Source organism: Heyndrickxia oleronia (genome assembly GCF_017809215.1).
Lineage (GTDB): Bacteria > Bacillota > Bacilli > Bacillales > Bacillaceae_C > Heyndrickxia > Heyndrickxia oleronia.
This window is the reverse complement of sequence record NZ_CP065424.1, coordinates 4,662,475-4,676,525: the sequence shown is the minus strand read 5'-3', so window position 1 is coordinate 4,676,525 and position 14,051 is coordinate 4,662,475. Positions and strand designations below refer to the sequence as shown.

The 14,051-nt window shown below is 41.9% G+C and carries 16 protein-coding genes; 15 read left to right on the top strand and 1 reads right to left on the bottom strand.

What is annotated here, in order from left to right:
- Positions 1-92 precede the first annotated feature (92 nt).
- From I5818_RS23490 to I5818_RS23460, 7 genes are all read left to right on the top strand, one after another.
- Positions 93-845, top strand: coding sequence for a phage antirepressor Ant (locus I5818_RS23490; RefSeq protein ID WP_000344037.1), 753 nt, complete (start codon positions 93-95; stop codon positions 843-845).
- Positions 845-1,279 carry a DUF7768 domain-containing protein gene (locus I5818_RS23485; RefSeq protein ID WP_000512442.1) on the top strand — a complete coding sequence of 145 codons (435 nt, stop codon included), beginning with the start codon at positions 845-847 and terminating at the stop codon, positions 1,277-1,279. The genes I5818_RS23490 and I5818_RS23485 overlap by 1 nt, the downstream gene beginning before the upstream one ends.
- Complete coding sequence (locus I5818_RS23480; protein WP_078109984.1) at positions 1,276-3,642, top strand: virulence-associated E family protein; 2,367 nt, start codon at positions 1,276-1,278, stop codon at positions 3,640-3,642. The genes I5818_RS23485 and I5818_RS23480 overlap by 4 nt, the downstream gene beginning before the upstream one ends.
- Before the next feature lie 219 nt (positions 3,643-3,861).
- Positions 3,862-4,008 carry a hypothetical protein gene (locus I5818_RS26520; protein WP_455749000.1) on the top strand — a complete coding sequence of 49 codons (147 nt, stop codon included), beginning with the start codon at positions 3,862-3,864 and terminating at the stop codon, positions 4,006-4,008.
- Positions 4,009-4,122: 114 nt separating this feature from the next.
- Positions 4,123-5,484, top strand: a complete 1,362-nt coding sequence (locus I5818_RS23470) for a DEAD/DEAH box helicase (RefSeq protein WP_235849615.1) — start codon at positions 4,123-4,125, stop codon at positions 5,482-5,484.
- Positions 5,481-5,702, top strand: coding sequence for a hypothetical protein (locus I5818_RS23465; RefSeq protein ID WP_244975357.1), 222 nt, complete (start codon positions 5,481-5,483; stop codon positions 5,700-5,702). Before I5818_RS23470 ends, I5818_RS23465 begins: the two co-directional genes overlap by 4 nt.
- Entirely contained in the window at positions 5,699-6,112 is a 414-nt protein-coding gene (locus tag I5818_RS23460; protein ID WP_078109987.1) for a DUF1492 domain-containing protein, read from the top strand. Before I5818_RS23465 ends, I5818_RS23460 begins: the two co-directional genes overlap by 4 nt.
- A gap of 115 nt (positions 6,113-6,227) precedes the next feature.
- On the opposite strand, the gene I5818_RS23455 is transcribed toward I5818_RS23460, so the two are convergent.
- Positions 6,228-6,857, bottom strand: a complete 630-nt coding sequence (locus I5818_RS23455; protein WP_078109988.1) for a hypothetical protein — start codon at positions 6,855-6,857, stop codon at positions 6,228-6,230.
- A 235-nt stretch (positions 6,858-7,092) separates the two neighbouring features.
- Between I5818_RS23455 and I5818_RS23450 the strand changes: the two genes are divergently transcribed.
- The 8 genes from I5818_RS23450 to I5818_RS23415 all read left to right on the top strand — a co-directional run bounded on the left by I5818_RS23450 (position 7,093) and on the right by I5818_RS23415 (position 13,990).
- A complete protein-coding gene (locus I5818_RS23450; RefSeq protein WP_459213264.1) occupies positions 7,093-7,473 on the top strand; it encodes an HNH endonuclease in 381 nt (126 codons plus the stop codon).
- Positions 7,474-7,737: 264 nt separating this feature from the next.
- Positions 7,738-8,136, top strand: a complete 399-nt coding sequence (locus I5818_RS23445; protein ID WP_455749001.1) for a P27 family phage terminase small subunit — start codon at positions 7,738-7,740, stop codon at positions 8,134-8,136.
- A gap of 20 nt (positions 8,137-8,156) precedes the next feature.
- On the top strand, positions 8,157-9,332 hold the full coding sequence (metK, locus tag I5818_RS23440; protein WP_139358121.1) for a methionine adenosyltransferase: 1,176 nt from the start codon (positions 8,157-8,159) through the stop codon (positions 9,330-9,332).
- A complete protein-coding gene (locus I5818_RS23435) occupies positions 9,313-10,554 on the top strand; it encodes a site-specific DNA-methyltransferase (protein ID WP_078109991.1) in 1,242 nt (413 codons plus the stop codon). The genes metK and I5818_RS23435 overlap by 20 nt, the downstream gene beginning before the upstream one ends.
- Positions 10,547-12,706 (top strand): DNA cytosine methyltransferase, encoded by a 2,160-nt coding sequence (locus tag I5818_RS23430; protein WP_078109992.1) that lies wholly within the window; start codon positions 10,547-10,549, stop codon positions 12,704-12,706. Before I5818_RS23435 ends, I5818_RS23430 begins: the two co-directional genes overlap by 8 nt.
- Positions 12,707-12,806: 100 nt before the next feature.
- A complete protein-coding gene (locus I5818_RS23425; RefSeq protein ID WP_078109993.1) occupies positions 12,807-13,499 on the top strand; it encodes a virulence protein in 693 nt (230 codons plus the stop codon).
- Positions 13,496-13,723, top strand: a complete 228-nt coding sequence (locus I5818_RS23420) for a DUF4314 domain-containing protein (protein WP_072903420.1) — start codon at positions 13,496-13,498, stop codon at positions 13,721-13,723. Before I5818_RS23425 ends, I5818_RS23420 begins: the two co-directional genes overlap by 4 nt.
- Before the next feature lie 78 nt (positions 13,724-13,801).
- Positions 13,802-13,990 carry a DUF5049 domain-containing protein gene (locus tag I5818_RS23415; RefSeq protein WP_078109994.1) on the top strand — a complete coding sequence of 63 codons (189 nt, stop codon included), beginning with the start codon at positions 13,802-13,804 and terminating at the stop codon, positions 13,988-13,990.
- The last annotated feature ends 61 nt before the right edge of the window (positions 13,991-14,051 follow it).

Sequence of the window (14,051 nt, the reverse complement as noted above, 5' to 3'; positions counted from 1 at the left end):
TTTATATTTTCAAAATCCTCAACAATTATTACCTCCTGTGGCTATTAGGTAGAGGGGTTTCCTCTCTGACTATATTGCAGGAGGTAATTCGTATGGACGAATTAGTAAAAATCAATTATGAAAATCAACGACCAACCGTACTCGGTCGTGATTTACATGAAGCCTTGGAAGTAAAGACCGCTTATAAAGATTGGTTTCCAAGAATGTGTGAGTACGGATTTGAGGAAGGATCAGACTTTAGCTCATTTTTGAGCGAAAGTACTGGAGGCAGACCAAGCATTGACCATCAGTTAACAATTGACATGGCAAAAGAGCTATGCATGATACAGCGTACTCCAAAAGGGAAAGAGTGTCGCCAATACTTTCTTGAAATAGAAAGAAGATGGAATTCCCCAGAAGCAATCATGGCAAGGGCACTTCAGATTGCCAATCAACAGCTAACTCAAGTAAGGAAACAAAATAAAGTGCTTGAAGGTACGATTGCCGTTCAGAATCAGCAAATTGCAGAAATGAAACCGAAAGTCTCCTATTACGATGTAGTTTTAAATTGCAAAGACCTCATTTCCACCTCAGCAATTGCCAAAGATTACGGCAAGTCAGCTATTTGGATGAATCGCTATCTTAATAAAAAGGGTGTCCAGTTTAAACAAGGCGGCATCTGGCTTTTATATCAGAAGTATGCGGAAAAAGGCTACACCAGCACCAAGACACATAGCTATCTTGGCAGTAACGGCCAGCAACATACAAAGGTCCATACATACTGGACTCAAAAAGGCAGACTCTTCATTTACGAACTGATGAAGGCAGACGGTATTTTGCCACAGATAGAAATGGAGGGTGTGTAATGGGAATCAACAAATTCAATCATGAAGGATACCATGATCCAACTCCCCATGAAGCACTGACCAACATAATGAAAAAGGAAAAGGCAGAGAAAAAATCTGCCTTTAAGCCGCTTGTATATATCTGTTCTCCCTATTCCGGTGATGTAGAAGGAAACATTAAAAAGGCTCGCAGTTTTTGCAGGTTTGCTCTAGACCAAAACTGTATCCCGATTGCTCCCCATCTTATGTTTCCTCAGTTTATGGATGATGAAAACCCAGAGGAACGGGAGCTTGCCATATTTATGGACATCGTGCTTATGGGCAAATGCTCCGAGGTGTGGGTGCTGGGCAATACCATCTCAACCGGTATGGCGAGGGAAATTGAAGTAGCCAAGAAACGCAGACAAACGGTTAGATATTTTAGTCCGGAGCATGAGGAGGTTGAAAGCTTATGAAAATTGCAGTGGGCAATAGCCGGATGGATAGAAAATGGAAAAACAAAGATATCTCCTGGGGGGATTTTTGCTCCCGTGTAAAGACAACACAACGTACTACAGAAACGGTAGAAGAATATCGGAAACTTAAAAAAGGCCAGCAAGATGATATCAAAGACGTGGGCGGCTTTGTCGGGGGACATTTAAAAGAAGGAAGGCGAAAGAAGGGCAATGTTCTGTGTCGTTCTTTGCTTACCCTTGATATGGATTACGGTAGACCGGATATCTGGGAACAAATCAGCATGCTTTTTGACTTCAAATGTTGCGTTTACTCCACCCATAAGCACACACCGGAAAATCCAAGACTCAGGCTTATTGTTCCCCTTGCTCGTGAGATCAGCGAAGAAGAATATGCAGCTGTTGGACGTATGGTGGCAAAAGAAATCGGTATTGACCTTTTCGATGATACGACATATGAAGCCCATCGCCTTATGTATTGGCCATCCACTTCCTCTAACGGTCAATTTGTCTACGAAGAGCAGGATGGAGCATTACTTGACCCAGATATTTATCTTTCAAAATATGAAAACTGGCGAGATACAACAACTTGGCCCGTATCAAGCAGGCAGTCTGAAGTTATTAATCGCAGTCTTAAAGAACAAGCAGATCCTCTTTTAAAGGAAGGTGTGGTAGGAACTTTCTGTCGCGCCTATTCCGTTCGTGAAGCAATAGAGAAATTCTTAGGTACAGTTTATGAAGCATCTGCTATGGAAGGGCGCTATGACTATATTCCAGCTGACAGTAGTGCGGGTGTAATAATTTATGATGATAAATTCGCTTACAGCCACCATGCCACCGACCCAGCAAGCGGCCTGCTCCTCAATGCTTTTGATCTCGTTCGTATTCATAAATTCGGTTCTTTAGATGATAAAGCTTCTACCACCACAGCTCCTGGTAAGATGCCATCTTTTGTGGCAATGTGCGAGTTTGCTATAAAAGATGAAAGAGTAAAAGCTGAGTTTTCTAAGGAAAGACAGGCACAGGCTGAAGAGGAGTTTAGTGATGAGGATTGGCAGACAGCTTTGGAATTGGATAAGCAAGGCCGAATAAAAGACACTTTAGACAACATCGTCTTGATTATTCGGCATGATGAAGATTTACAGCATATCGCTTTCAACTGCCATCGTGATGGTATTGATGCCAAAGGTGGTCTGCCTTGGGACCAGATTAAGGCGGGTTGGAATGATTCGGATAACGCGCTTCTTAAGGTGTACTTAAGCAGTAAATACGGAGTCTATTCCCCTACCAAGACCAAAGATGTTGTGTTAGCTGTAGCGTCAGAACGAGCCTACCACCCTGTTAAGGAGTATCTCGACTCACTGCCAAAATGGGATGGTATTAGTCGAGTAGAAAATCTACTCATTGATTATTTCGGTGCAACAGATAATTCCTACACAAAGGCAATTATTCGCAAAACGATGGTTGCAGCGGTAGCCCGTATTTATAGACCAGGCACAAAGTTTGATAGTGTTCTTATCTTAAACGGTCCTCAAGGCATCGGTAAATCAACCTTCTTTGCTAAGCTTGCCGGAGATTGGTTTTCAGACAGTTTGACCATTACGGACATGAAAGATAAATCAGGTGCTGAAAAACTTCAAGGATATTGGTTGTTGGAACTCGGTGAGCTTGCAGGAATGCGTAAGACGGATGTGGAGATTGTGAAGTCCTTTATTTCGAGGGCTGATGATAAGTACCGGGCAAGTTATGGGGTCAACGTCGAAAGCCATCCCCGTCAATGCGTAATTGTAGGTTCTACCAATGCAGAAAGCGGATTTCTTCGGGATATTACAGGCAACCGCAGATTCTGGCCAGTCCGTATTAGCGGAAACAGTAAAAAGAAAGCTTGGAAGATGACCAAAGAGGAAGTACAGCAGATTTGGGCAGAGACACTAGAGCTTTATGAGAAGGGCGAAAAACTCTACCTTGAAGGTGATGATGTAACCATGGCAACTAGTGAACAGGCAGATGCTATGGAAACGGATGAACGAGAAGGACTAGTTCGTACCTACTTGGATACGCTCTTGCCGGATGATTGGGTCACGATGTCTTTGTACGAGCGTAGAAATTACCTCGGCGGTAGCGAATTTGGCGGCGGCACCCGGGTTGGAACAGTACAAAGAACCCTTGTCTGCAATATGGAGATTTGGTGTGAGTGTTTCGGTAAAGAGGCATCCATGCTAAAGCCTTCAGATTCCTATGCCATCGGTGCCATTATGAGAAAGATCAGTGAGTGGAACAAGTACACTGGGAACAAGAATGGTGTTGTGACGTTTCCTGTCTACGGAAAGCAACGAGCTTATTCCCGAGTCGAGGAACAACGCTAAGTTGTACCTTACATTGTTCCCATCCTGGTTCTTTCCCTAAAGTTAGTAATGATAAGGAAAATCAACGGTTCGGAACAAGTGGAACAAGAAGTATCCTATTTATTTATAAATAGTAAAAAGAAGTAATAGTAGCCTGTGCATACACGCATACGCGCGCGTATAGGAAAATTGGGTCAAAGTTGTTTTCTTGTTCCGAGCCTTTTTATATGGGAGGTATTTATGCTTGAAAAATATATAGAAAAGAAACTGGTGGCTGAGGTAAAAAAGATGGGAGGCATTGCTGCGAAGTTTGTTAGTCCGGGTTTAGATGGGATGCCAGACCGCCTAGTGCTTTTACCATATGGAAGATGGCTTTTGTGGAATTAAAGGCTCCCGGAAAGAAACCTCGCCTGTTACAGATTAGAAGAATAAAGCAATTACAGAAGTTAGGCTTTACCTGCTATGTCATTGATGATGTTAAGCAGATTGGAGGGATACTTGGTGAAATACAATCCTCATAAATATCAGACCTATGCAACGAACTTCATACTTAAGCATCCCATCGCTGCGGTGTTTTTAGAAATGGGTCTTGGCAAAAGCGTCATTACTCTAACGGCTATATTTGATTTATGTCTTGATCGTTTTGAAATTGGAAAGGTTCTGGTCATTGCCCCACTTCGAGTAGCAAGGGATACTTGGCCAGCTGAGATAAATAAGTGGGAGCATTTAAAAGGGTTGGAGTTTTCGGTAGCAATCGGTACAGAGCAGGAGCGATTGGCGGCTCTTAGAAAACCTGCAAGTGTCTATCTTATAAATAGAGAAAATGTGGACTGGTTGGTAAACAAAAGTGGCATCCCTTTTGACTATGACATGGTGGTAATCGATGAGCTATCATCCTTTAAATCCTATGGTGCAAAAAGATTTAAAAGTTTACTAAAAGTAAGGCCGAGGGCAAAACGGATCGTGGGTCTTACGGGTACACCCTCCAGTAATGGGTTAATGGATTTGTGGGCAGAGTTTCGTATTCTCGACATGGGTAAAAGACTCGGCAGATACATAACTCACTACCGCAATTCCTTTTTTACACCGGATAAACGTAATCAGCAAATCGTATTTTCATATAAACCATTGCCAGGTGCTGAAGATGCCATATATCGGCTCATTTCGGATATCACCATTTCCATGAAATCAGTCGATTTTCTGAAAATGCCAGAGTGCGTTATCAATGAAGTGCCCGTGTATCTGAATGACAAGGAACAATCCGTATATGATCACTTTCGTGAAGAGATGGTTCTTGAATTTGCTGATGAAGAAATAGATGCCATGAATGCAGCTGTCCTTTCAGGCAAACTTCTGCAAATGGCAAACGGTGCTATCTATGATGATGATAAAAAACCCCATATTATCCACGACCGCAAGCTAGATGCTCTAGAGGATTTAATTGAAGGTGCTAACGGCAAACCCGTGCTTATTGCCTATTGGTATAATCACGATTTGGAGCGTATTAAGGCAAAATTTAATGTCAGAGAAATTAAAACTTCCAAGGATATTAAGGATTGGAACAACTGTGATATTTCTGTGGCAGTTATCCATCCTGCATCGGCGGGACACGGTCTCAACTTACAAAGTGGAGGTTCAACGCTTATCTGGTTCGGACTTACTTGGAGTCTGGAACTCTATCAACAAACAAATGCGAGACTTTGGAGACAAGGACAAAAAGAGACAGTAGTAATCCATCACATCATTACTAAATGCACAATCGATGAAGATGTGATGGGAGCCTTGAAACGAAAGGAAAAGACACAAACCGATCTTATTAATGCGGTCAAAGCAAATCTTGGGAAAGCGAGGGATGCCGTATGATGGATGCATTTGAAAAACTGGCAAATGCCATTATTCTACAGGCAGTCAAGGATTATCGTTTTGCTTTAAAAAGACTAGCAAAACACCCTCGCAATGATTCTGCTTTATATACGAAACGTGAGGTTGAGTGCTTCTTTCATTCTGGATTGTTCAATGTCCTCACCTCTCTCAACCCTGCCATGTTAATTCAACAGCTACAAGAGGAGGTGGTGCGATGATGACAGCTAAGGAATTCTTAAAACAGGCTTACCGTTTGAATGAATTGATTAATTCCGACCTTGAAGAGTTACAAAATTTAAGGGAACTATCAAGAAGTGTTTCATCCCCCGTTCTTGAGGAAAAAGTCAGTCGAACCAAGTGTACTGACCCACCCTTTGAAAAATATGTGATTAGAATAGTAGATTTGGAGCAACAGATACAACAAGAGGTGGAACGATTAATAAAGCTGAAATCAGATATCCGTGAAGCGATTAACCAGATGGAAAATGTGGATGAGAAGCTACTTCTTCGCTACCGATACATTAACTTTCTTAACTGGGAAGAAATCTGTGCTAACCTTAATGTTTCCATGAGAACCGTACACAGGCTTCATTCATCTGCTTTGCAACATCTAAAGGTTCCAAAATAAAAAGGAAAACAGTTGTGGATAGGGTTAAAAAGTTAATACCAAATTTTAAATAAGGAAAAGGCATTACATATTTATACTGCTAATATGCAATGCCTTTTTTGCTCAACTAATTGTCCTAAACAGACAAATCTCTAGTTTTTCCATTTGCTATAGCTCCCGATAATCCATCTAAAACTCCACCAGCAGTTCTATTCAAAAGATATTTATTATCAAATTGATTAATTAATTTATCTTCGAGGTGATAAGTGTTAGATGTTAAATATACAAATATCCTTGTAGTATCTAAAGACCTAAAGCTATTTATGGATAAAATTGAATTTTCTTTAGTGCCAAATATCATTCGATCAAAAAACATTTGCATACGCCAATGTTGTTGTATTCGTTTTTTGATATCACGGCTTGTACCAATATAAGCTTGAGCATATTCGTCTAACACCATAATGTAATATCCAGATTTACCATCTACAGAAGTTAGGTCTGTAATTTCCTTAAAGTTCATATTTTCACGGATGAAATTTTCTAACTCTTCATTAAAATCTTTATGAGATAATGAATGAAAATAGTTCATATTCTTATCGTAATTATATAAACAAGCTTCTGTGTGGCAATTTATAATTGAATCAGTATAGAGTTTCTTTAAATGTGAATCTTTAAAAGTTACTTTCTCTATATAATTTTCTCTTGTTAATTTTAATCCACTAGGTTTTTCAACTACATTTACCCCAAAATGTTTAACGAATGGCATCTCTTCCCCCCTCATATACATTTTACCAAGAATTACAACTCCTTTGTTAAGTTATTCTGTTACGCTAACATCAAAAGCTATAGTTCCAGACGATAATCTATAAAGTTGGCACACTTTGGCACAGTTTGGCATACGCTGACACTGTTTGTCCGTAGTGAAAGTTATATAATGGTAGTATGGAATATTAATAAACAGAAGCCTTCACGGGAGTATTTCTCCTGCGAGGGCTTTTTCTATGGGCAAAAGGAGGTGCAGTATGCCAAAAAAACCTAAGCGACCGTGCTCTTACCCTGGTTGCCCAGAGCTAACCGACAAGCGCTTTTGTGAAGAGCATGGCAAGAAGGAAGCCGCACGGTATGAAAAGTATGACCGTGATCCAGCAACCCGTAAGCGTTATGGGCGTGCTTGGAAAAGAATACGTGACCGTTACATTGCAGCTCATCCTCTTTGTGAGGAATGTAAACGACAAGGAAAGCTGACCCCAGCAACCGAAGTGCATCACATTCTTCCACTTGCAAGAGGAGGGACTCACGATAGAAGTAATCTGATGGCTCTTTGTACACCTTGCCACTCTGCAATCACAGTAAGAGATGGAGACCGTTGGAGAACCCGGTAGGGGGAGTCAAATCTCTACAGCTTTTTCTTTGTGTAACGGGCGTGGGGCAACGCGTGAAAATTCGCGGTTTCAAACAGGGTAATAGGCCCATCGATGAAAAGAGGTGAGTGAATGGCCAAAGACGGAACAAATCGTGGAGGTGCCCGTATAGGCTCCGGTCAAAAGAAGAAACCGCTTGCTGACAAAATTGCAGAGGGAAATCCCGGTAAGAGAAAGCTTGAAGTCGTGGAGTTCCAAAATACCGCTGACCTGAAGGGGCAAGAAATGCCAAAGCCAATGGCCATGCTCTCCGCAGTGCAAAAGGATGGGAAAACCCTAGTAGCAAGTGAAATCTATGAAATTACATGGAAATGGCTTGAGGAACGTGGCTGTGCCCATTTGGTACTTCCACAGCTTCTAGAGCGATATGCCATGAGTGCGGCCAGATGGATACAGTGTGAGGAAGCAGTAACTGAGTTTGGCTTTCTAGCTAAGCACCCAACCACCGGCAATGCTATTCAAAGTCCCTATGTAGCGATGAGTCAGAACTTTATGAGTCAGACAAATAGGCTATGGATGGAGATATATCAAATCGTTCGAGAGAATTGTGCTACAGAGTATTCAGGTTTAAATCCACAGGACGACGTGATGGAGCGACTGCTATCTGCCCGCAGAGGAAAATAAAGATGAGGAGATATGATGTAATGAGTAAAAAATACTTAACAGCAGAAAGTGTATGCGCCGGGCATCCTGACAAACTATGTGACATCATTGCAGATAGCATTTTGGAAGCTTGCCTACGTAAAGATAGGGCATCAAGGGTGGCTTGCGAGGTTATGGCGACTAAAGGAAAGATTATCGTGGCGGGCGAGATCTCCTGTAGCGAGAAAATCGACATCCGATACATTGTTAGGAATGTACTAAAAGAGATTGGATATAACCCTTTAAAATTTTTGATTTATGTGTATGTACATAATCAAAGTGTAGATATTGCAGCTGGTGTGAATACCGCACTGGAAGCACGAAATGGAATAAACGAACAGTACGGTTCCATAGGTGCTGGAGACCAGGGAACAATGTATGGCTTTGCTACAAAGGAAACAAGAGAAATGCTCTCCCTACCCCTTGTACTATCTCACAGAATCGTAAAGAGACTGGATGATTGTCGCAAAGGAAAATTAATAAAAGGTATTCTTCCCGATGGTAAAGCACAGGTAACGGTGGAATATGATGATGACACTCCAGTGAGAATAAAGACAATCGTAATTTCGGTACAGCATGATAAGAATAAAACACAGGAAGAACTTAAGGCAGACATCCTTAACAATGTCTTATGGCAGTGTTTTGAGGACTTCCCTTTTGATGATGAAACAGAAATTCTCATCAATCCCTCTGGTCAGTTTGTTCTTGGCGGTCCCGCTGCTGATACGGGTTTGACCGGTAGAAAAATCATGGTCGATACCTACGGAGGGCTTACATCTCATGGAGGTGGTGCTCTTTGTGGTAAAGACCCAACCAAAGTTGACCGAAGCGGTGCTTACATGGCTCGCTATATTGCCAAGCATATCGTTTGGTGTGGTTATGCAAAGAAATGTGAAGTGAGTATTTCCTATGCCATTGGTAAGGCAAATCCAGTAGCTTTTACTGTAAATACCCTTGGTACTGGCACTGTTTCTGATGAAATATTAACTCTTGCTGCCCAGGAGACTTTCAACTTAAGACCCGCGGCCATCATTGAAAAGCTACGTCTTAGAAATGTCATTTACTCTGACACCGCGGCTTATGGCCATTTTAATAGTTGTTTGTTCCCATGGGAGGATGTAAATAAATATAGTGAATTTAGAAAGGCGGTGGAAAAGTATGTTGATAGAGAGGATTAAAACGAAACTACTCATCCCCGCTGACTATAACCCAAGGAAGGATTTAAAACCAGGTGATCCAGAATATGAGAAGCTTAAACGCTCTCTTGAGGAGTTTGGATATGTAGAACCCGTTATATGGAATAAGACCACAGGCAAAGTTATCGGAGGTCATCAGCGTTTGAAAGTCCTGCTTAGTATGGGCATGGATGAAATAGAATGTGTAGTAGTTGAAATGGACGAGCAAAAGGAAAAGGCTCTGAATATTGCACTAAATAAAATAAGTGGCGATTGGGATAAAGATAAACTGGCACTTCTCATCACAGACCTAGATGCTTCTGATTTTGATGTTTCTCTTACAGGGTTTGACCCAGGGGAGTTGGAGGATCTTTTCAAAGATTCCCTTAAGGATAATATAAAAGAAGATGATTTCGATGTGGACAGCGAGCTGAAAAAGCCCGCTGTTTCGCATTTAGGGGATGTTTGGATACTTGGACAACATCGATTAGTCTGCGGAGACAGTACAAAGAAAGACACCTTTAATGTCTTAATGGATGGGAAAGCTGCCAATCTGGTAGTCACGGACCCTCCATATAACGTTAACTATGAAGGCACTGCTGGAAAAATCAAAAATGACAATATGGCGAATGAAGCGTTCTATGATTTTCTGCTTGCGGCATTTCAAAACACCGAAGCAGCGATGGCAAAGGACGCATCTATTTATGTATTTCATGCTGATACGGAAGGACTCAATTTTAGAAGAGCATTCTCCGATGCAGGATTTTATCTTTCTGGTACTTGTATATGGAAAAAGCAGTCCCTTGTTCTCGGTCGCTCCCCATATCAATGGCAGCATGAACCAGTTCTTTTCGGTTGGAAAAAGAAAGGCAAGCATCTTTGGTATTCAGACCGTAAGCAGACTACCATCTGGGAGTTTGAGAAACCAAAGAAGAACGGCGACCACCCAACCATGAAGCCAGTGGCGCTTGTGGCATATCCCATTATGAACTCAAGCCTTAGTAACTGTATTGTGCTTGATCCCTTTGGGGGTTCAGGAAGTACACTGATTGCCTGTGAGCAAACAGATAGAATCTGCTACACCATTGAACTGGATGAAAAGTACTGCGATGTTATTGTGAAAAGATATATTGAGCAAGTGGGAAACTCTGATGGTGTATTTCTATTAAGAGATGGCTTGAAATTCAGATATTGTGACCTGCCAGAGGTGAATGAGGATGAGTAAATTGACACTTGGTTCCCTCTTTGATGGCAGTGGTGGTTTTCCTTTGGGTGGTTTGCTTTGTGGCATCGAACCTTTATGGGCATCTGAAATTGAGCCGTTTCCTATACGGGTTACGACTAAACGTATCCCTCAGATGAAGCATTATGGAGATATAAACAAATTAAATGGTGCGGAGCTTCCGCCTGTAGATATCATAACCTTTGGCTCTCCATGCACGGATATGAGTGTGGCAGGTAAAAGAGCTGGTTTGGACGGAGAGCAATCCGTCCTTTTTTATGAAGCAATCCGAATTATTAAGGAAATGAGGTGTAAGACCAATGGACAATATCCAAGGTACGCAGTCTGGGAAAATGTCCTCGGTGCATTCTCGTCGAATAAAGGAGAAGACTTCAAAGCAGTCCTCGAAACGGTCATCAGTGTCAAAGAGCCGAACACCTCGATGCCTTTACCTGAAAAAGGACGATGGCCATACGCTGACATCTATATGGGAGACGGATGGAGTGTGGGTTACCGAACTATCGATGCGCAATATTTCGGAGTCCCCCAACGTCGTCGTAGAATCTACCTTGTCGCAGATTTTGCAGACGGATGTGCCGGAGAAATACTATTTGAGTCCGAAGGCTTGTCAAGGGATTTTACGCCGAGCGGCAGCCCGTGGCAAAGAACTGCCGGAAGTGCTAAAAACTGCTCTGGAAAAACAGGCGATAGCATAACTTGCCTAAATGACCAAGGCGGAAGAGTGATGTCTGTTTCGAAGGATATTACAGCAACACTTCGAGCAGAGGAACATGGACATCAGCCTTGCGTAATGCAGTCAAGCGGATTTTGTACTGAACACAGTGCCAAGAGCAGAAGTGTAGGATATGAGGAAGAACGTTCCCCTACACTTAGAGCAGGTGTTGTCCCAGGTGCAGTCATGTCCTTTGAACCGGGTGCTGCTTCTCGAGTTGGTGGCCATACTGACGAAAACTTAAGTGGATCACTTCGTGCAAACATGGGAGATAATCAAACAGCTGTTGTCATTGAAAACCATCCAACTGATAGCCGTGTGAAACTCTCGGAGGATAATAAAGTACAGACGCTGACTTCTCGGATGGGAACTGGTGGAGGGAATGTACCTCTTATTATGAACACTCCTAAAACATTAAAAATCCGCTCCGGCTGTGAAGGCGGTGGTAAGGGTGCATTGATACAAGATGATAAGTCTGCAACTCTTGGATGCAATAATGATCAGACTGTTTTTGTGCCTACTGCATATGGCATCTGTTCTGATAAAAGCAACTCCATGCAGTCAAGCAATCCACATAGCGGTATATATGAAGCGGATACTTCTCGAACTATTGATGCCAATGGAGGAAATCCGGGGTGTAATCAAGGTGGTATAGCAGTAGTTGCTCTGCAAGGCTCGATGATTGGAAGAGAGGATAAAAACGGTCCCCAAGGAAGCGGTATAGATGAAGATGTTTCTTTTACGCTTAATACCGCTGACCGCCATGCTGTTGCCTATGCTATGACTACCGGAGCCTATGCACAGGTTGAAGAAGATAAAGCACCAACGTTATTGTCGAGAGATTACAAGGATGCTCCTGTTGTGACTCAGCCTTCTTACGGTATTGATCGGGCGGCTTTTAATCAAGGAAAGAACGCTCTATATAAACCGACCATAGATGAAGAACAGCAACCTACGCTCACAGCAAAAGGTCCTGGAGCAGTGGCACAACCAGCTTCGTTTTATCCTCAGATGAAAGCTGAGAGTCAATGCTACAGACAGGACGGCACATCAAATACGATTATTAATGGCACTAATCTAGGTTATCAAAACGGATTGATTGAGCCGGACTATATTGTTCGAAGGCTTACACCAACAGAATGTGCAAGATTGCAAGGTTTTCCCGATGATTGGTGTGATGATCTTGGTACGGAAAATCCTACAGAAGATGAAATTTCATTCTGGATGGAGGTTTGGGAAACTCACCGCAAAATTATAGGTAAAAGCAAAAAGCCAAAAACAAGAAATCAGATTATAAAATGGCTAAACAAACCTCATTCCGATGCAGCCGAATACAAAATGTGGGGTAATGGCGTAGCCCTTCCGTGTGTCTGTTTTGTGCTAACTGGCATTGTGTTATCTACACAAAATACCGCCGATTAATGGAATCGTATTTTCTACAGAAAGATGCTCTAAATGACTTGATATTAACAGCTTTTAGAGTGATATATGTACGTACCGAAAGTAGAAAGGCGGTATGAAAATGCAGATTAACTATAATGTTACAGGACCAAAAAGAAAGGCACTGGTTAATGCGATCAGCCAACAACTGAATGCCCCTATAAAATATCTTGGAGCACCTACATTTGCCTATGAGGTGGCGGACTACAATGTTAATAAAAACGGGGTACTTAGTGGACCAGATAATAAGGAACTGGTTGATAAACTATTGGACTTTCACGACTTCAAAGCAATTTCAGAAGAATTTGACACACCACCTCCGAAAGCAGAAGCGAATGAAACTGAAGAATCTATCAATCTGATAATTCAAATGCCACGGGCAGAATTTACCGATACTGCACTCGAGAATCTAAAAGGGTTAGTAGAAAGTAAAGCTACTCTTATAAAGAAAGCACTTAATACGGATTCCATCCCCATCATTGTAAATGATGAATTTGTCGCCTTCCCTTGGTTTCAAGGTGAGTGCTCCGCAGAAGAGGTTAAGGCATACACCCATTTTGTCACGGCACTTTGCGAAATGGCGAAAAAACAGACCCGTGTCAATTCCACCGAGAAATCAGTAGAGAATGAAAAGTACGCTTTCCGTTGTTTCCTTCTAAGGCTTGGTTTTATCGGACCAGAATATAAGATGGAACGAAAGATTCTCCTCTCGAGGCTTTCAGGTAGCTCCGCTTTCAAAAGCGGAACGGTCAAGCAGGAGGTGAGTGAAAATTGAATATCATTCACCCAGAAATGCTAAAGCAACTTAGAAGCTATTACACTCCAGGAACCCGTGTCATGCTACTTAAAATGAACGACCCTTATACCAAACTTCAGCCTGGAGCGAAAGGTACGGTTACTAGTGTTGATGATATAGGAACGATTCATGTCAGTTGGGATTCTGGTGGCTCCCTTGGAGTGGCCTTTGGTGAGGATTTATGCAAGAAAATCGAAGAGTAAAACATACACAATTTAAGGGAAATGTGGCAGTAAATATATAGATTTATATTGTAATATTGTTTTCGAAGGAGTCAGCTAATGAATGAAATAATCAAAGAACAAATCCTTTCCATCCGAGAAAGTGGAGTCACAAATATGTTCGATGTAAACCGAGTACAGTATGAAGCAAATGAACGAGGGTTTTATGAATTGGCAGTCTATTTAATAGACCATAAAGCGGAGTATGCCCATTTCATACTGACGGGGGAAGTGGATGAAAATAAGTAAATAAAATAAAAACAGGATAAGGAGAAGAGCTTCATCTATAGGATTGAGGCTCTTTTCTTTT